Origin of the sequence: Thalassolituus sp. LLYu03, assembly GCF_050507655.1 — a bacterium.
Classification (GTDB): domain Bacteria; phylum Pseudomonadota; class Gammaproteobacteria; order Pseudomonadales; family Oceanobacteraceae; genus Venatoribacter.
Genome location: NZ_CP191496.1, coordinates 3,013,071 through 3,031,788 on the forward strand (window position 1 = coordinate 3,013,071; position 18,718 = coordinate 3,031,788).

15 protein-coding genes are annotated in these 18,718 nt (G+C 59.3%); 5 read left to right on the top strand and 10 right to left on the bottom strand.

The window, feature by feature from the left end:
• Positions 1-346: 346 nt before the first annotated feature.
• Positions 347-2,026 (bottom strand): alkaline phosphatase D family protein, encoded by a 1,680-nt coding sequence (locus tag ACQUQU_RS13630; RefSeq protein ID WP_430460250.1) that lies wholly within the window; start codon positions 2,024-2,026, stop codon positions 347-349.
• Positions 2,027-2,560: 534 nt separating this feature from the next.
• Between ACQUQU_RS13630 and ACQUQU_RS13635 the strand changes: the two genes are divergently transcribed.
• Entirely contained in the window at positions 2,561-3,508 is a 948-nt protein-coding gene (locus tag ACQUQU_RS13635) for a phosphatase PAP2 family protein (protein WP_430460251.1), read from the top strand.
• A 456-nt stretch (positions 3,509-3,964) separates the two neighbouring features.
• Here the strand turns inward: ACQUQU_RS13635 and ACQUQU_RS13640 are convergent, their stop codons facing one another.
• From ACQUQU_RS13640 to ACQUQU_RS13650, 3 genes are all read right to left on the bottom strand, one after another.
• Positions 3,965-4,861, bottom strand: a complete 897-nt coding sequence (locus ACQUQU_RS13640; protein WP_430460252.1) for a methylated-DNA--[protein]-cysteine S-methyltransferase — start codon at positions 4,859-4,861, stop codon at positions 3,965-3,967.
• Between the two features lie 144 nt (positions 4,862-5,005).
• Positions 5,006-5,416, bottom strand: a complete 411-nt coding sequence (locus tag ACQUQU_RS13645) for an SRPBCC family protein (protein WP_430460253.1) — start codon at positions 5,414-5,416, stop codon at positions 5,006-5,008.
• 52 nt (positions 5,417-5,468) lie between these two features.
• The gene (locus ACQUQU_RS13650) at positions 5,469-5,885 is read right to left on the bottom strand and encodes an NUDIX hydrolase (protein WP_430460254.1); all 417 of its coding nucleotides are present in this window, start codon (positions 5,883-5,885) and stop codon (positions 5,469-5,471) included.
• A 139-nt stretch (positions 5,886-6,024) separates the two neighbouring features.
• Between ACQUQU_RS13650 and ACQUQU_RS13655 the strand changes: the two genes are divergently transcribed.
• From ACQUQU_RS13655 to ACQUQU_RS13665, 3 genes are all read left to right on the top strand, one after another.
• Positions 6,025-8,319 carry a TonB-dependent receptor gene (locus ACQUQU_RS13655; protein ID WP_430460255.1) on the top strand — a complete coding sequence of 765 codons (2,295 nt, stop codon included), beginning with the start codon at positions 6,025-6,027 and terminating at the stop codon, positions 8,317-8,319.
• 2 nt (positions 8,320-8,321) lie between these two features.
• Complete coding sequence (locus ACQUQU_RS13660) at positions 8,322-9,779, top strand: PepSY-associated TM helix domain-containing protein (RefSeq protein WP_430460256.1); 1,458 nt, start codon at positions 8,322-8,324, stop codon at positions 9,777-9,779.
• Between the two features lie 80 nt (positions 9,780-9,859).
• A complete protein-coding gene (locus ACQUQU_RS13665) occupies positions 9,860-10,474 on the top strand; it encodes a TetR/AcrR family transcriptional regulator (RefSeq protein WP_430460257.1) in 615 nt (204 codons plus the stop codon).
• 89 nt (positions 10,475-10,563) lie between these two features.
• Here the strand turns inward: ACQUQU_RS13665 and ACQUQU_RS13670 are convergent, their stop codons facing one another.
• The 5 genes from ACQUQU_RS13670 to ACQUQU_RS13690 all read right to left on the bottom strand — a co-directional run bounded on the left by ACQUQU_RS13670 (position 10,564) and on the right by ACQUQU_RS13690 (position 16,965).
• Positions 10,564-11,847: a HupE/UreJ family protein gene (locus ACQUQU_RS13670; protein WP_430463041.1), complete on the bottom strand. Its 1,284-nt coding sequence runs from the start codon at positions 11,845-11,847 to the stop codon at positions 10,564-10,566.
• Positions 11,847-13,010 (bottom strand): DUF3500 domain-containing protein, encoded by a 1,164-nt coding sequence (locus tag ACQUQU_RS13675; RefSeq protein WP_430460258.1) that lies wholly within the window; start codon positions 13,008-13,010, stop codon positions 11,847-11,849. The genes ACQUQU_RS13670 and ACQUQU_RS13675 overlap by 1 nt, the downstream gene beginning before the upstream one ends.
• Positions 13,011-13,516: 506 nt before the next feature.
• A complete protein-coding gene (locus ACQUQU_RS13680) occupies positions 13,517-14,470 on the bottom strand; it encodes a patatin-like phospholipase family protein (protein ID WP_430460259.1) in 954 nt (317 codons plus the stop codon).
• Positions 14,467-16,134, bottom strand: coding sequence for a flavin-containing monooxygenase (locus ACQUQU_RS13685; protein WP_430460260.1), 1,668 nt, complete (start codon positions 16,132-16,134; stop codon positions 14,467-14,469). The genes ACQUQU_RS13680 and ACQUQU_RS13685 overlap by 4 nt, the downstream gene beginning before the upstream one ends.
• 402 nt (positions 16,135-16,536) lie before the next feature.
• Positions 16,537-16,965, bottom strand: a complete 429-nt coding sequence (locus tag ACQUQU_RS13690; RefSeq protein ID WP_430460261.1) for a hotdog fold thioesterase — start codon at positions 16,963-16,965, stop codon at positions 16,537-16,539.
• Positions 16,966-17,173: 208 nt separating this feature from the next.
• On the opposite strand from ACQUQU_RS13690, the gene ACQUQU_RS13695 reads away from it, so the two are divergent.
• The gene (locus tag ACQUQU_RS13695) at positions 17,174-17,758 is read left to right on the top strand and encodes a CreA family protein (protein WP_430460262.1); all 585 of its coding nucleotides are present in this window, start codon (positions 17,174-17,176) and stop codon (positions 17,756-17,758) included.
• Here ACQUQU_RS13695 and ACQUQU_RS13700 read toward each other — a convergent pair.
• Entirely contained in the window at positions 17,742-18,533 is a 792-nt protein-coding gene (locus ACQUQU_RS13700) for a substrate-binding periplasmic protein (protein WP_430460263.1), read from the bottom strand. The genes ACQUQU_RS13695 and ACQUQU_RS13700 overlap by 17 nt on opposite strands.
• Positions 18,534-18,718: the final 185 nt, after the last annotated feature.

Consider the following 18,718-nt stretch of genomic DNA (forward strand, 5'->3'; position numbering starts at 1 on the left):
CCGAAGGCCAGCATGGTTGGCGGGTTCACATCCGGCGTAGGGCGATTCATGCCGCACACTGTGCAAAACCTGAATTTCACGAATCACTCGGACGAATTACGACGACGCCCATCACCATCCGGGACAGGCCATTCACTACTGAGCACAATATTATTAAAGGAATTTACGGACGAATTTCCGGCGCCAGAAAATGCGCTCAGACGAAGCACTGAGATGTGCGATAAAAAACGCGGAAACAGGTGACAGGAAAACAGGCGACAGGAAAGCATGAATACAAGACGACAGACGCGACCGTCTGCGGTGGCCAACTGACGACCAGCGCGTCGCCGAAAGGAATAGCGTTAAATCAGCCGCCGGGCACCAGTGCCGAGCCTTTATCGGCCAGCAAGCCATTGAGCGGATACAGGTTCTGTTCCGGGCGCCAGTGACGTAACCAGGCCAGACTGCGGGAGAAATCCGGCGCAGGCGCCGCTGCCAGACGGGCACTGGTTAATTGCGCCGCCGGCAGCAGCGCCGGCTGTCCGGCCGGAATCACCAACGCCTTCATGCACTCGCTGACGTAGCGGTGCGACAGAATGGTATCGACCACCCACCACTCGGCCTGAATACGCTCGTGGGTAATATCGAGCAGCACATAGCCACGGTAATAAAAGTCGACGAAATTCAGGTGCGGCAGCAACTGTTGCAGCGAAGCCGAGGCCAGTTGCGCCTGTGTGTAATTTTCGATGCCGGGCGATGTCACTGCCGGTGTCACCAGTTCCACGCCCAGCGCGGCACCGGGCTCATCGGCAAACGGATCATCGTGCAGCGTCATGGCCCAGCTGGAGTGAATATCGCCGGTCAGCACCACCAAATTGTCCGCGCCGGCGCGGCGCACCGAATCGAACAGGCGCTGACGGGCCGCCGGATAACCGTCCCACTGATCGTAATTAAACGGCGTGTCGTTGGTGCCGAGCTGACCGACCATCACCTGCTGACCGAGCAGTTTCCAGCGGATATTTTCCTGCTGGGCGCGGCTGAGGTTTTCTTCCAGCCAGCTTTCCTGCTCAAAACCGAGCAGGGTGCGGTCCGGGCGGTTGCGGTCTTCACGGCTGTCGGCCTGAGCGTCGCGCCCGGCCAGCCGGGTGTCGAGCATGTTCAGGTCGAGCAGATCGCCGAAGCGGAAATTGCGGTAAATGCCGCGTGCACTTTCGCGGATCGGCATCCATTCCAGATACGCCTGCACTGCGCCGCTGAGGCGGTCGGACCAGCGGCCTTCGTCGCCTTCACTGTGATTTTCAGCACCGCCCAGCCAGGCATTATTGGCCACTTCGTGGTCGTCCCAGATCACCATAAAGGCGTGCTGACGGTGCACTTCCTGCAGGTCGTTGTCGGTTTTGTACTGGGCATGGCGGGTGCGGTAATCGGCCAGCGTCAGGGTTTCACCGGCCGGTGCGTGCAGCCGGCCCGACACCAGACTCTGATCGGTATTGCCGTACTCATAGATGTAATCGCCAAGGTGCAGCACCACGTCCAGATCCGGACGGTTGGCAATTTCGCGGTACACGTTGAAGCAGCCGCGGGCGTAGTTCGAGCAGGAGGTAAACGCAATGCGCAGCTGATCAACATGCCCCTGTGGCAGGGTGCGCGTGCGCCCCACGTCGGACATCTGTTCCAGCGCTTCAAATACGTAGTAATAGGTTTCACCCGGGCTTAACCCGTCAACATCCACTTTAACGGTGAAGTCGCGGCGCAGGCTGGTGTAGCCCTCGCCTTCGCTGACCAGCTGACGCAGCTGCGGGTCGCGGGTGACGCGCCAGCGATAGGGAATTTCCAGAATTTCCTGCCCCACCGGCAGGGTAATGCGGGTCCACAGAATCACCCGGTCGGTCAGCGGGTCACCACTGGCCACACCGTGCTGAAACGGGAAGCTGGCGCTCTGCGGCAGGGGCAGCAGTGAGGTGTCGCGCAGGGCTGAGGCACTCAGCACAGGGGCGGCGGAGGCAGCACCGGCCAGCATCGCGGCGGACTGGGTACTGTGGCGCAAAAAACTCCGGCGTGTCAGAGGCATGATCGCTTCCGGCAAAGAGTGAACGCCGGCTATTTAATGGTCAGCGGATGACAGCCGGGTGGCTGTTTGCTGAAAGTTCGGTGTCAGCCTGATTGCATAACGATGACAGCGATATAAGAGGCACAGCCGTTATGACAAATAGCCTGCGACATCCTGTCGCAGCGACAAAACCGGCAACGCCACCTATCCTGCAAGTGTGAGCTATGAGGGTGGCTCACACCCATCAACGGGGAACAGAGCAGTCGTGGCGGTGTGATCAGACCGCTGCGTTTCCCCCGGATTCCTGAAAGGCGCGCTGGCAACAGAGCGCCTTTTCTTTTGCGCGTTTGCTGGCCGCGCCGCCATCGGCCAGAGCCTTCGTGCGATAAACCCGAGCCTTCGTGCCATAAACTAGAGCTTCCCGCCTTCACCCGCTCACTGGCATGCTTAACCCTCCCCAGCGAAACGGCACGGACGTACAATCGGGCCACTGACAAACACAACAACAATAATCAGAACAACAAGCGTCCTATGTCCCTGCTGTCTTCTGCCCGGCCCGCGTGGCTTCGCGACTGGCCCGCCGATAAATTCCTGACCCTGCTGTTCCCGGCCTTTATTCTGCTGCTGGCACTGGCCTTTGGTGATGTAAGCCAGCTGCAACCGCAGGAAAATAAAGCGGCTCTTACCGGTGCCGCCGTCTTTGCCCTGCTGATTGCCCTGACCCGGCTGGCCCTGCGCAAAGGCTGGCTGAGCGACAACAGCGAATGGCTGCTGCGCAATTTATGGCCGGTACCGGCCATGCTGTTCGGTTATCTGCTGATGCGCCTGCTGCGGCTGGAACTGGCCATCGACGCCCTCGGCCTGCCGTTAATGGACGCGCAGATGCTGGCCTTCGATCAGCGCCTGTTTGGCCAGACGCCGGCGCAACTGCTGCAACCCCTGATCAGCCCGGCCCTGACCCTGTGGATGGAAAGCGCCTACCTGCACTTTTATTACGCCCTGCCCATCGGTTCTTTATTGTGGCTGCACCAGCGTGGCGAACGTGCGCACTTTGTGCAGCTGCGCAAAGGCATTCTCTACACCCTGTGCACCGGCTGGCTGCTGTATCTCCTGGTGCCTGTGATCGGACCGGGGCAGTGGATGGCCCAGACCTTCAGCGTCAGCCTCGGCGCACAGGACGGTCTGGTGTACGACGCCGTCAACAGCTTCCGCTACGCCTACGACTGTTTTCCCAGCCTGCACACCGCAGTGCCCTGGGTCACCCTGCTGATCTGCTGGCGCTGGTACGGACCGGGCCTGCGTCTGACCGCCCTGCTGATGACCCTGAGCATTACCCTGTCGACCCTGTATCTGCGTTATCACTATGGCGCCGATATGCTGGCCGGTGTGGCGCTGGCCGTACTCGTAACCCTCAGCCTGAAACGGACTGCCACAGGCCTCGTCAGCCCGTCAAGAAGCATGCCTGCGGATTGTGCATAAGTAAGGATTGTCAACCCTGATGTTGCCCACAGATTCTGTGGATAATTCTGTGAACAAACTTTGGGGAACTGGGCTCAGGCCCGTTATGATGGGCGCTGCGTTAAAACGTGCGTTTTTTGCGCAGCACCAAAAAATTAAAAAAATTCCTTATTTTTCAACTGCGAACCCAGTCGCCACCGGCAACCACAGTGCGTACACCGAGGCAAGCCCCTGGCCCGGTTTTTCTTCCCTCGGCGGATTCATACGCAAGTATGAAATGGGGAAAACCCGCGCGTGCAGATGCGCCAACCTGTGGATAACTTAGTGGATAGTCTGGCGATAAAAAGCCCCGGCGCGCATGCTGACTGGCGTCGCCAGAATGCAAGCGCTGATCGGCTGACACGGCGAAAAAAATCCGTCCGGCCAGCCGCGCACAGCCGCCTGTCTTTTTATATCAGGGGAAGTTTCGGGTCAGGCTCAGTCGGGCTGGCGTAATCGTTCCCAGGTCTGCATCACCTGTTTGCGCAGCGGCCCCCAGCGATAACCGCCAAGCGCCCCGCTTTGCTGAATCACCCGATGGCAGGGAATAACAAACGCCACCGGATTCGCACCAACCGCATTCCCCACCGCCCGCGCCGAGCCGGGCTGCCCCACCGCCTCGGCCAGCTGACCGTAGCTTACCGCCTGCCCCGGCGGAATGCGCAGCAGCGCCCGCCACACCGCCAGCTGAAAATTGGTGCCGCGCACGTGCAGCGACAAGGGTTTGGGCGTTTGTTGAAAACCCGCCTGCGGATGGGGAAAGAGTTCGCTGACCAGCGTCTGCGCCAGCAGCGCGTTGTGCTGCAACCGCGCCTGTGGCCATTCCTGCGCCAGCGCCGCAAGTTCCTGTTCGATGGCAGCCTGCAGAGCGCTGTCGGGTGCCCCTGTTAAAAAGGCCGCACGGCAAAGGCCGCGCCCGGTATGCGCGACGAAAAAGGGGCCGAAGGGGCTGTCGGCCACGCCCCATTGCAGCGTGAGACCAGCGCCGCCCTGGCGGTATTCGCCCGGGGTTACCGCCTCGAGCTGCACAAAATGATCGTGCAACCGGCCACCGCCACTGAGCCCCAACTCACCAGCCACCGCCAGCAATGGCAGATCCTGCTGCAACAGAAATTTACCGCGCTCGAGGGTTAATACCTGCAAAAAGCGTTTCGGGCTGGTGCCGGTCCAGCGACTGAATAACCGCTGAAAATGAAACGGACTTAAATGCACGGCCGCTGCCAGTTCCTCCAGCGACGGCTGACTGCCCTGCCGCTCCAGCAGGTACTGAATCGCAGTGGCAATGCGCTCGTACATACGCTCGTGAGCGTCGGTGTGGGCAGCGGGGTCAGACATACAGGAAAGCTCCGGGTTTTATGCACTCATCATAAAAACCCGGGCCATAACCGCAACCCGGATCTTGCGCAGCGGCAGTCATCCGGGCCGGATCAGAAGACGGGACAGAAGCACTTAAGCAGAAGCGTTTAAGGCAGACGCGCCTCAGAGGCTGGCTTCTACGTAGCGGGTGAAATTATCGAGAATGGCCTGCCAGCCCTGTTGCTGCTGTTCGGCGCTGTAAACGTTCTCGGCATCGAAGCTTTCAACAATGCGCACGGCATCGTCGACTTCGCTGAATTCAATCAGCACACGGCGCTGGTCGCCCATTTCAAACTCAATGCGCTCATGCTCGACCACCTGAGTGTAGGTGCCGCCGAAATCAAAGCCCATGGAACCGTCGCGCGCTTCCATACGGGTGGTGAAGGTGCCCCCTTCGCGCAGGTCGACTTCGCTGCGTGGCGAATGCCAGTCGGGTGATGCGGTGTTCCACTGCACAATATCCGCCGGCGAATTCCAGGCGGACCAGACGCGTTCCATCGGGGCTTTCACCAGGGTCTGAACGGTAATTTTCATGGGCAACTCCTTTGCGTACGTGGTGTGATTCTGTTGGGTACGGTACGGGCCGTCAGGCGCCGTATAACCGCCGGGCTTCGTGAATCGCAATATGATCAGGGGCAATATCCAGCCGGTCGAGCTGGCTCACAGGGTGCCAGAAGACACTCTCGGCCTCCAGCGCCTGAATCTCGCCGCTCCATTCGGTCACCAGATAATAATGCAGCAGCTGTAATTCGTCGGTGGGGTGCAGCAGTGAGCACACATAACGCGCGTCGTGCGGCACTATGCTGAGTTCCTCCGCCAGTTCGCGGATCAGGGTGTCTTCCTGCGTTTCACCCGGTTCCATATGACCACCGGGAACCATCACCATGCCCGGGTCAATCGGCTTGTCGGCGCGGCGCTGCTCCAGCAGCACACAATCGTCACGCAGCAGAATAAAGGAAACACAGGGGGCCAGTGGTAACGGGCGGACAGACGCGGCTTGCATAGAACTTCCTGATCTTGCCTTGCGGATAAGCAGACCACCTTATAACCATTGCCTGCCCCTGCGACAAGCGGTCGCATCGGTGCGCGCGGAACTTTTTGCTATTGTCGCGCCCGATTGTATCCGGCACGGGAAATTCCACATGCGCTCAGCGCTGATATTCTGCTCTGTTTTATGGCCGGTCGCTGCGCTGGCGACCAACGATAACGCGTCTGCCAACTCTGTAACTAACAGCGCCGCAACCAACAGCACCTCATCCAACAGCCCGGCAACCACGCTGGATACCCAGACCACGGTCGCGGGCGGAATGCCGCGTCTGCAGACCGGTCCGGTGAGCGACATCAGCGCCGAACAGTTGACCAGCATTAATTTCACCAACGTCGAAGACGCCGTGCGCGACCAGCCCGGCATTATTGTGCGCAAGCGCTACATCGGTGACCCGAACGCCACCCTGGGTATGCGCGGCAGCAATATGTTCCAGACCGCCCGCTCACTGGTGTTTGCCGATGGCCTGCCGCTGCATTATCACCTGCAGACCCGCTATTCCGGAGCGCCGCGCTGGTCGGTGGTCGCACCGTCTGAGGTGGATAACGTTGAAATTCTGTACGGGCCGTTTTCGGCGCAATACGCCGGCAACGCCATGGGGGGCGTGGTGAATATCAGCACCCGCCTGCCGGATGAACAGGAAATTGTGCTGGAAGGCAGTGCCTTTATGCAGGATTACGACAACCTGCAACGCGCCCAGCAATTATCCGGACAAAAACTGTTTGCCTCGTACGGCAACCGCATCGGCAATCTGCAATTTCTGGCCGGCGTGCAACGTCTGAATAACGATGGCCAGCCGATGAGTTTTTATTACAGCCCGGAAAAATCCAGCGCCGGAACCAACGTCAGCGGCGGCGTGCGCGGCAAAGACAATAAAGGCAACGATGTTCTTCTGTACGGCGACAGTGGCGTGGCCGACACCCTCACCGACCTGTACAAACTGCGCAGCCGTTACGCGCTGGATAATGGCGAACTGCGCGCCAGTCTGGTGTACGAAGAACGGCAGAACAACACCACCGACGCGCGCAGTTATCTGAGCGATGACAGCGGCAACACTGTGTATTCCGGCAACGTGACTCAGGACGGTGTGAATTACAGCGCCTCCGCCAGTAATTTCCGCAGCACAGAACAGCAACGGAACTCTCTGCTGGCAGGTTTTGGCGCCAGCCATGAGCTGGCAGCGGGCTGGCAGGCCAGTGCCGATATCAGCCGCTTCCGCATTTTAAAAGACGAACAGATACGCACTGCAAAAAATCCGGCGGACCCGGCCTGGGATGGCAGTGGTGATGCGCAGAATTTTAATCACACCGGCTGGGAAACCGCCGATATTAGATTCGCCAACCCAACCCTGGCGGCCGATAACATTCAGCTGACCCTTGGTTACCATTACGACCATTATCAGCTGGCCACCGACAAAGCGAGCGTGGATTTTATCAGCGGCAGCGTTGCCAGCGCCGTACCACAATCCGGCGGTGAAACCCGTGTACAGGCGCTGTTTGCCGAAACAGGCTGGCAATTTTTGCCGGATTTCGACCTCACGGCCGGACTGCGTTACGAACGCTTTCAGGGCTTGAACGGCTTTAAAGGCAGCGACCAGAACGATGACCGCCATGAAAGCGCGGTATCACCAAAATTCTCACTGGGCTGGACCATGAACGACCAGATAAGCAGCCGTTATTCCATTGCCCGCGCCGTGCGTTTTCCGATCGTGGAAGAGCTGTATGAAAACGCCAGCAACGACGATGTGCAGGTCATTGCCAACGCCCTGCTGGCGCCCGAGCGCGGCATTCACCACAACCTGAATATCCGCTGGCAGACGGGTGATGCCGGCGTCGACGCCAACCTGTTTTACGAAAAAGTAAGCGACACCATTTTTAATCAGAGCGGCCTGTACGACGACGGCAGTGGCAGTCTGGTGACCATCAGCAGCTTCCTGAATATTCCGTCGGTATCAACCCGTGGGGCCGATATCAGCCTGTTTAAAAATGGCCTGCTGACAGAGCGTCTGGACGCCCGTCTGAACATGACGGCCATCCGCGCGCGCATCGACGATAACCCGGCGCTGGCCGACAGCGAAGGCAAAGACGTTCCGCGAATTCCGCGCTGGTCGCAGAACCTGACCCTGACCTGGCACCAGACAACAGCGGTGGCCATGTCGACCAGCGTGCGTCACATCAGCAACAGTTTTAACGAGCTGGACAACAGCGATCACGAGTCCAATGTGTTCAGTGCCATTGACGCTTACACCTTTATCGACGCTAAAATCCGCTGGCAAATTAACCGCGCCGCGTTTACCGCACTGGGCGTGGATAACCTGACCAATGAAATCGCGTATGTGCATCACCCGTATCCGCAGCGCACCGTATTTATTGAGGGCGGCTACCGCTTCTGACGATGACTGTGAATAGCACCCACGCGCTGCAACTGAAACTCTGGCGCTGGCATTTTTATGCCGGGTTATTTGTACTGCCTTTTATGCTGGTGCTGGCCCTCACCGGGCTGGCCATGTTGCTGAATCCGCAGCTGGAGCAATGGCAGTTTGGCCAGTGGCTGACCGTGACCCATCCGGATGCCCAGCAACCCCTGCCAGCAAGTGAGCAACTGGCGGCGGTGGTGCAGGCGTTTCCGGCGGCCACCGCAGAACAATACCTTCCGCCCACCCACGACCATGGCAGTGCCCGCGTGCACGTACGCGATGCCGGCGGCAGCCGCATTGTGTTTGCCGACCCGTACACGGCTCAGGTGCTGGGCAGTATTGCCCTGCACGATACCTGGTACGCCATTGCCGATGACATTCACGGCAGTTTACTCACCGGCTGGTTCGGCGACGCGCTGCTGGAAGCCGCCGCCGGGCTGTGTATTTTTCTGCTGATTTCCGGTGTTTATCTGCACTGGCCGCGCACCGCGTCCGGTTCGCTGTGGCGTTTACCGCTGTCGCTAAACAAACGCTTTCACTGGCGCCAGCTGCACGGCGCGCTGGGCCTGTGGCTGAGTCTGATTCTGGTGTTTTTTGCCTTAAGCGGACTGGCCTGGACCGGCGTCTGGGGGCAGAAAATTGTGCAGCCGTGGAGCAGTTTTCCAGCCGAAAAATCGCCGCGTTTCTGGCTTAACCGTGAAGCCACCGATCCTCATGCCGGGCACCATCAAAGCACCAGCGAAGCCACCCCGGCGTTAACCACAGCCAGTCTCAACAGCGACAATCTGAATGAAGTGCCGTGGGCGGTGGAATTGCAGCCGCTGCCGCACAGCGCTGGGCATCATGATCACAGCGCCCCCCACACGCAGGCCTTTGATCTGGACGCGGCGCTGGCGAAGGGCAAGGCACTGGGTATGGATTATTTCCGGGTCAGTCTGCCGCGTGGCAAAAACGGCGTTTACAGCCTGATTGCCTCGACCACCTCGGGTGATATCAGCAATCCGCTGCACGACCGCACCGTGCACCTCGACCGTTTCAGCGGCGCTGTGCTGGCCGATATCGGCTGGACAGATTACAACCTGCTGGCGAAAAGCATGGCCGCCGGCATTGCCCTGCACAAAGGCCTGGCCGGGCCGCTGAACCTGTGGGCCAATATCGTCGCCTGTGTGCTGCTGATGCTGCTGTCGCTGGCCGGACTGGTGCTGTGGTTTAAACGCCGCCCGCAACGGAAAAGCAGCCCGCGCCATGCGTTGTCGCGCCCGCCGCGCGCACCGGCGGCGGCAGCCATGCCGCTGATGTGGCGTCTTACTTTTATCGGCTGTGCTGTGCTGTTTCCGTTAAGCGGTGTGGCCCTGCTGCTGTTTGCCGCCTGCGACTGGCTGATCGATACACTCAAAGTCCGCGCCACCAAAGTCCGCGCCACAACAGACCACTGAGGCGTTATCGGCGCGGTTGACAGTGATGGGCCGTCACCTAAAAATGACGGCCCATTCTGTTTTTAAAGCGTCGTTGCTGCATGGCCAATTTCGCCAGCGAAGAAAAAATTGCCCAACGCCGGGCCGATATTCTGCAGGCGGCCATTCAGGTGTTCGCCGCAAAGGGCTATCACAACGCCGCCATCGCCGACATCGCCAGCCTGCTCGGCATTGGCCACGGTACGATTTACCGTTACTACAAAAATAAACGCGATATTTTTAACGCCATTCTGGCGGAGCTGCTGAGTCAGATGGCCGACGTCGTGCAGCAGGAACCACCGACCACTAATACGCTGGACGAATACCGCGCTCAGCTGGAGCGTATTGCAGCTCACATGATGCGTATTTTTCACGCCGACCCACGTCTGGCACGCATCGCCTTTTATGAAGCATTAAGCGTCGAGGGCGACGCCCGCGATTCGGTGCAGCACTTTATTGCTGTATTCGCTCAGTTCACTGAGCACTACATGAAAAACGGCATTCAGAAAGGCTTTTTACGGCCGTCGATGGACACCCGCGTGGCTGCCAACCTGATCACCGCCATGATGATGGAAGCGGTTAAACAAGTGGCGGAAGGTAACGCCAGCGATGCGGATATTCAGCGCTGGAAAGACGAAATTATTCACTTTGTGATTGGCGGACTGGGCCTGCGCTGAGCCGCGCAGAACCCGCCTTTTTCCCGACGTCGTCTTTTACAGCCGGTTTGTTACGACCGGTTTTTACGACCTGTTTTTACGACCTTTTTTTATTGGCCTGCATTGGGGCTGGAGCTGGCATAGTGCAGCGCACGCCACGGCCACGACAGCCGCAGCATCACAGCGAAAAACACCAGCAACCCCAGCGCCAGTATGCACACCAGCAGCCACAGCAATAAGTCGCTGAACAGCAGCGGTATCGCCAGACCATTGGCGTCGGCCAGTCGCTGAACCAGCCACGCCAGCGCCAGCAGCGCCGCCGCCAGAGAGGCACAGACGCGCACCCCGGTGTACAGCCGCAGCGAACGCGCCAGCAGCATCAGCAGCGGCATCACCAGCACCACCAGCGCCAGCTGCATCACCTCGATGCCGAGCGTGAAAGCCAGCAAGGCCAGAAACAATTCCCGCCCGCTGAGCCCCATGCCGGCGAATACCTCGGCAAAGGCCAGACCGTGAATCAGACCAAAGCCCGCCGCCAGACGCGCCGATGCGGCTGAGCCCAGCGACAGACGCAGCGCCTGCAGTGCCGCCACCAGCACGGTCAGCGCCACCAGCACTTCCACCCACACGCCACCGGCCGGTAACCAGCCGAGCACCGCCAGCAACAGGGTCAGGCTGTGCGCCAGCGTAAACGCCGTAATGCGGCGCACCACCAGCCGGGGAACACCCGGCCGGTGCAGCAAGGTCCCCTGCGCGGTGCGCATCAGCGGCAGCGGCAATAACAGGCAGAGCAAAAACAGCAGATGATCGGTGCCGTCCAGAATATGCTGCAGACCCAGGGCAAACAGGGCCTGCATCCCCGTCCAGACGCTGCCGCTGGCAATGCTGAGGTCGTACCGCTTGAGACGGATAATGCCCAGATTTTCTGCCCCGGTTTGTCCGCCGGCAAAATGGCTGCGCAGAATCACATGCACCCGGTGGCTGACCATCTGATGAACGATCAGGTCGGCGTGCAGCTGCAGCCCGGCGGCTTCTGAAGCCTCTGACGCAGCCGCAAGCGGTGCGCTGAGCCATACCCGCTGCACGGGCACGGCAATGCCGGCCTGTTCATCCTCAGCGCGCTGCGCCGCCGCCCAAGTGAGCGGCAAAGCATGCCCGCCACGGGCGAGCGACAGATGCTGGCGCACATACGCCTCCAGTTCGGACGGCGCCATGTGGGCAGCGGCATCAGTACGCTCGCCACCGGTCAGCGCCAGCGACAGAGGTTCCAGCGGCAGCAACAGCTCCAGATCCACGCGGTCGCTGCGCACATCCACATACAAAGTGCTGTAACTGGCCTCGTGGGCATAAACCCGCAGACACAGCAGCAGAACCAATAAGCCGGACCAACGCATCACAGGCTGTTCCCGTAGTCCCAGGTCTTGTCGCGGTAAATGGTGTGGTAGTGGGTACCGCTCAGGATGACGCCAGACTGACAGGCCACTTCGATCCATACACGCGGGCCGTCGATGCGCATATAAGTACCGGATTTATCCACATTCACACCGTTGGCTTCGGTGCCGCCCCAGGCCACGTAGGTTTCGGCAAATGCAGCGGCCGAGGTGTAATCGGTCATCAGCTGATCGGCCACATCGGCCGGATAATCTTCCACCCACTCGGCAATGGCGGCGGTCACCAGCGCCTGCTGGGCACTGGTCAGCGACGACACCAGCTGGCCGTCCTGATCCGGGTAGTCATCCAGAGTGGTCGAGCCATTGTCCGGCCCCATCACCACGTCACCGAAGGTGCCACTCAGGTGTGCGTTGCTCAGTTCGCTGCTGCTCAGGGAATCGAAAATGGCCACCATGCTGGTGCCTTCGTCCACCAGAGGCCCCCAGGTTTCGGCATTCAATACAAAGCTGGCCTTGGGTTCCGCCGCCAGATGGTTCGGCACCGGGTAACCGGTTCCGCTCAGATAGGTAATGTTGTGCGCCATATGGTGGCCGCCCAGCTGCAGCATCCAGTCTTCCGAGCTGCCCGGCGTGCCGAACACGGCGATGTAGTACTTCTCCCAGCCGTAACCAGAGCTTTGTCCACCCTGTTCAACCAGATATTCATCCGCCGCCATCACCCCCAGCATGTCTTCATAGCCCTGATCGCTCAACGCGGCGCGCGCCACCAGCATAAAGGCGGCCTGGGATTCACTGCTCAGCGAACCCAGACTGAGGCCGTTACGCTGCACAGAATTGGTCGGCAGATTCGACCAGGTGGTGCGCTTGCTGGTTTGCGACCAGCTGTATTGCACGCTGCTGAGTTCCGAGCTGCTTAAGGTGCCAAGGAAGGCATCCACTGCACACACCAGAATGTCCATCTGGGTGTCGCCGGCACAGGCTGAGGTGGTCAGGTCTTTGTAGTCGGCCACATCAAACGAGCCTGAGCTGCTGGACGACGAACTGCTGTCGGACGAATCCGACGAGGCGTCTGACCCTGACGAAATGGAGGTCGTGGTGTCACCGCCACAGGCGGTCAGTAAGGCGCACACCGGCAGTGCGAGCAGAAGTTTCAGAGTTCCGGACATAGCGTTTTCCTGGCTGGACTGAGTTCAGAATAAGCGCCCGGACATTCCAGGCACGCCCAGCATAGACAGCAGGAATCGATCATCGGAATGGCAAAACCCTGCATTTACCACGGTCTTACATTCGAGAATGGTTCTCAGGGCCTGCCAACACTTATTCATCCGTCCTGCTGAGAGCCAGTTTTTCTCAAAACAAGAAGTGAGGAGTGATATTAACGGGTTAAATGAATGACGAACGACGATGTTAATGGGGAAAACTGGCCTCAGCCCGAAGGGTTATGGCCAAAAATCTCTCATCCGGCGTTGCTGTTCGTTCGCTTAACCCGTTAGGCCACACTCTCAGCGCCTTGTCTGATAAATTTCTAGCCAATAACAGGCCGGATGAATAAGTGTTGGCAGGCCCTCACTGACTTTATGTGATCTGAGTAGAGGTTCTGCGTAAATTCGCCGGAAATAGTGCCCATAACGCCAACGCCGGCAGGCCGCCGGCGTCTGCATTATGTAAAGCGTCAGGCGCGCACAATGGCGTCCGCGACGGTATTGGGTGAGGTCATTAATGCGGTCTCAAACACGCCCTGACGACGCGCCGGGTCGAGCAGGTTCCAGCCGAACGCGCGCAGGTCATCGGCGTTGGGTTCGATGCGGATCACGCGTTTACCCGCCGCCCGCAGCATGGCTTCTTCGCGGTCGACCAGCGCCGTCATCCCCCGGCGCACATAGCGCTCCACGGCATTAATGAGGCCGCCACTGGCGCCCGGTTCGCGCGAGGCCATGGGCACCAGCAGAATGACTTCGTCGATGTCTTCCTGCACCAGCAGGTCGGCGGACACCGGCGACACAATGCCGCCATCCAGATAAGTCGCGCCCTGAATGGCCACCGGCGGGCAACAACCCGGCACGGCATACGACGCACACACGGCCTGCGACAGCGGAATCTGTGCAGCATCGGCGGCATCTCGACCAAAGGCGCGGCGTTCGCCTCTGGCGGCATCGACCGCCATTAACCACAGTTTTTTCTCTGGCCAGCGGTCGGCCGACGCCGACTGAATCAGACGTTCAAAGCCGGACATATCCGTGCGGCCGCGCGGCAATAAACCGCACACACCGGTGAGCGGGCGCACTTCTCGATTCAGCGCCTTGCGCATCAGCGCCGTGCTGGTAAAACGCCATTGCGGCCAGGGCGGTAAACGGCCACCGGAATCGGTGTCGTGATTCCACACGCAGCCATCCTCCGGTTCGTTATTCTGCGCCGCGAGCAGACGATCAAGGCTGACGCCCGATGCTAATAACGCCGCAATCACGGCACCGACGGACGTGCCTACCAGCAGGTCGGCCGAGGCCGGGTCCCAGTTCAGCTGACGACGCACCGATGCCAGCGCGGCGATGGTCCAGGCGCCACCGGCCACGGCACCACAGCCCAGCACCAGCGCGCGTTTCGGAGCAGAAGTTTGGTTATGGCTCATACGTTGCTCTCCTCAGTCTGCGGTGCTTTTTTACGCCGGCTGCGCGGCGGTTTTTCTGCCAGCGGCTCAGCACGGCTCTCGTCGCTGACCACAGTCTTTGTACTGCGTGCTTTACGCGCGGCGGGTGCTTTTCGGGTGGCTTTTTTTGTTTCAGCAGAAGCAGCTGCCGGCTCCGGTGCATTTTCCTGACGGCCGACCTGCCAATCCACCTGACTCAGCGCCACATAGGATGACGGGTCGAAATGTTTCAGCAACGCCTGCATGCGGTTGGAACTCCACGGAAAACCGATGCTGTTTTTGCCGTTTTTATCCAGGTAATAACTGGAGCAACCGCCGGTGTTCCACACCGTGGTTTGCAACGCCTGCTGCACGACCTGGTTGTAGTCCTGTTGCACGGCGGCTTTCACCTCCAGTGTCTGCAGGCTGTTGCGCCGCATCACCTGCAGAGCGCCCAGAATGTAATTCAGCTGCGATTCGATAACGATAAAGGCCGAATTATTGCCAATCGCCAGATTCGGCCCCAGCACCAGAAAGAAATTCGGGAAATTATGCACACAGGTACCGCGATAAGCTTCCGGGCTGCCGCCCCACACCTGATCCAGCGAACGGCCGTCGCGCCCGAACACATGGCCGGCAATCGGCACATCCGAAACATGAAAGCCGGTGCCCAGAATAATGACGTCGGCTTGCGCTTCACTGCCGTCCTGCCCGATTAAGGTATCGCCGCGCACTTCGGCCACACCGGTGGCGTGCAGATTCACATTCAGCTTGCTCATCGCCGGATAATAATGATTCGACAGCAGCACACGTTTGCAGCCCAGCGTGTAATCCGGCGTTAATTTTGCGCGTAAATCCGGGTCTTTAATGTTGCGTTTCAGATGGCGTTCCGCCAGCGCCTGAACCACCTTCAGTAATCCGGGACGGCGGAAGCCAACACCAAAAATCTCCAATGCGCCGTACAGAATTTTGCGCCAGCTGTTGAGCGTCAGGGGCAGATTAAAAAAAGCACGCTCAATGGCCGGAATGCGGTGATCCGGTTTGGGTAAAACCCACTGCGGGGTGCGCTGAAATACGCTGAGGGTGTGCACCTTAGGCTGAATTTCCGGAATAAACTGAATCGCCGAAGCGCCGGTGCCGATAACAGCTACGCGCTTGCCGGTTAAATCGCAGTCGTGCTGCCAGCGCGAACTGTGAAACACAGCGCCGGGAAAATCCTTAAGGCCGGGTAAATCGGGCAGAATCGGCTCGTGCAGATACCCCACCGCCGAAATCAGTTTATTGGCCGTCACAGCCCCTTGCGACGTGCTCAGCTGCCACAGCTGCTGTTCTTCTGACCAACGGCTGTCGTCCACACTGACGCCATAGCGGATAAAAGGCTTAACCCCCTGTGCCGCCGCCGTGGTGTGCACGTATTGCAGAATTTCCGCCTGACCGGCAAAGGCCCGGCTCCAGTCCGGTTTCTGCGCAAACGAGTAAGAATACAACGCCGATGGCACATCGCAGGCACAGCCCGGATACGTGTTGTCGCGCCAGGTGCCACCCAGGTCATCGTATTTTTCGAGAATCACGAAATCGGTAAAGCCCTGCTGCAGCAGACGCACAGCCGCGCCGATGCCACTGACACCAGCGCCTATGATCACAATATCCCAGTGCTGCTTATTCATGCGCCGGTTCCTTTTTTGTTGTTATGGAACGGATGACGACCGCTGAGCCTAGGCACCTCTGACGCCGCAAACTGATAAGCCATTCCGTTTTGAAAATGAGCCTATTGAAAACAGAATGAGCCGTCAATTTGCGCAGGCACGGAGTTTAACGAGCAGCGGAACAAGCGCAAGCGCTGCAAGTGGCGTCGCGTCTGAGTTTGGGCAAAAAGCGGGGTGAATGGCCGACACAGAAGGGGCCGGCGCAGCGCGTTTTTGTCAGAAAAAAACCGGCGCAGCGACGCCGCCGATGGCAAAAATGGCGGAGCGAGAAAACAAAGGCGGGGCGCGAAGATAAGGACTTTACGAAAATGCTGCGGGCCCGACCGGTCGGTCCGGGCCCGCAGAAGAGATCACGGTCAGAGATTACTGCGCCGGAATCACCGCCATAGTCAGGCGCGAAATACAGCTGAGTTTTCCTTCATTGTTGTAAATGCGGATTTCCCACACCTGAGACGAACGCCCCTTATGCACCAGCGTGGCGACACCGGTGAGGGTGCCCGAACGCACACCGCGCAGGTGGTTGGCGTTAATTTCCTGACCAACGGCGTATTCTTTGCTGTTATCCAGACACAGATTCGCCGCCATGCTGCCTAAGGTTTCGGCGAACAGAACGTTGGCGCCACCGTGCACCAGCCCCACCGGCTGAAAGGTGCGCGCATCGGCCGGCATAGTGCCCTTCACCCAGTTATCGCCCACTTCCGTGATTTCAATGCCCAGATTGGAACAGGCGGTGTTCTCCATCTGACGGTTCATATCGGCGATATCAGGGGTGGCAAACCAGACGTTGCTCATGAAATTCTCCAGTACGGGTTAATGGCGACGTTTTACCATTCCCGGCTGCTGATTTCAGCCTCAATAGCGGGCGTATTGCGCAACACTATTATTCATCACCACTCCGGCAGCCGCGTTGGCGCATGGCCGTGCATGACCGCAAAACGCAGGGTGCGCAGTGATAGGCTGTCTTCCGGTACACTGACGTGATCGTTACGGAGGATTTTCTATGGCACGCAGCTCACCCCATTCCCGCGATCCGCGCGACTCATACAGCTCGCGCAGCTCACACAAGTGGCACCGGATTGCCCGGCCGGTCTGGCCCCTGCTTCTGCTGTTGGCTCTGACCGGGTGCAGCGACAACGAAGTGGGCGATGTATCCCTCGGTGTATTTACCCTGAAAGACATCAAACTCAACGTACTGATCGACCCTGTGGTCACCGGCGTGACCTGCCATGTGGCGTCGGTAGAAGCCGACCTGAGTTTTTCAGACCCGAGCGACAGCGCGATTGCCTGCCGTCAGACCGGTGAAATTACCGCCGCCATGATTGCCGCCATCGACAAAAGCAAAGACGGCGAAGTGGTGTTCACCAAATCCAAGAGTGTATTTTTTAAAACCATGAAAGTGCGCCGTATCTATGACCCGACGACGCAAACGCTGATGTACCTGTCGTACGCCACCAAAGAAACCTCGGGCAGCTTTAAGCACAGTTTATCGACGGTGCCGCTGTGGGGAACGGCGGCGTATGTCTCACCTCAGCCGGCAGCGGTTGTTGAGACGGGTGAGCCACAGACAGCTACTGCCAGTCGCTGATCGCGTAGCGTTTAAGAATGCGCGCCAGTTCTCCGCTGGCGCGGATCTGTTTAAGCCCCCGGTTAAACGCTTCAACGCTGTGTGGCGTGCGGCTAAGTGCCGGCGAAAACGCGGCAAAGCCGTAATACACCTCGGGCAGACAGCCGGCGTTGCGCAGCGTAACCGGATAACGGTTGCGGGCAATGGCGTAGTCAAACAGGCGCGAGTCGTCGAGCAGTGCATCAAAGCGGCCGCTCTGCACCATGCGGATCATACGGTCGGGAATATTACCGCCCTGCATTAAGGTGACGGCGCCGTTTTTGTTCAGTTCTATGTAGGTGTCCACCGGCTCGCCATAGCGGTAGCCCGAGGTGGCCAGCAAACGGACACCGGCCAGTGAGGCTTCGCCGTCGTACTGCCAGACCGATTGCGGCGCGCTGTAGAAGCAGTATTCCGTGGCCGACACCGGTTGCTGGGGATACACAAAATCCGGTGCTTCATCGACCATCACAGGTACTACGGCATCGACAGTGCCATGCCGCACCTGCTGCAGGGCGCGGTCGTAGGCCATGTTCACGTAGCGCACGCGGATGCCCTGCGTCGCCAGCGCCGCGCGGGTAATGTCGACGGCAAAGCCTTCTTCTTCGCTGCCTTCGGCGCAGGAAAAGGGGCACCAGTATTCGGGCGCCACCAGCGTAATAACGTCCGGTTCTGCCAGAGCCACACTTGATGTCGTCAGCATCAGGCCTGCACACAACGACCAAACGCAGCTCAGCCCGTCGTTCCCTTTGCTCATGCCCGCTCCCGCTCGTTGGCGATGCCCTCTGTAACCCCTAACTCTAATCCACCACCGCCGATGGGCAAACCGCCATGGCGCAGTTTGATCGGCTGCGTCCCCGGCCAGCCGGCAGCGGCGCGGGCACGAGTCAGGAGAGACAGGCATTTCGTGCCACCGGCCAGCTGCGGGCAAAAAAAACGGGC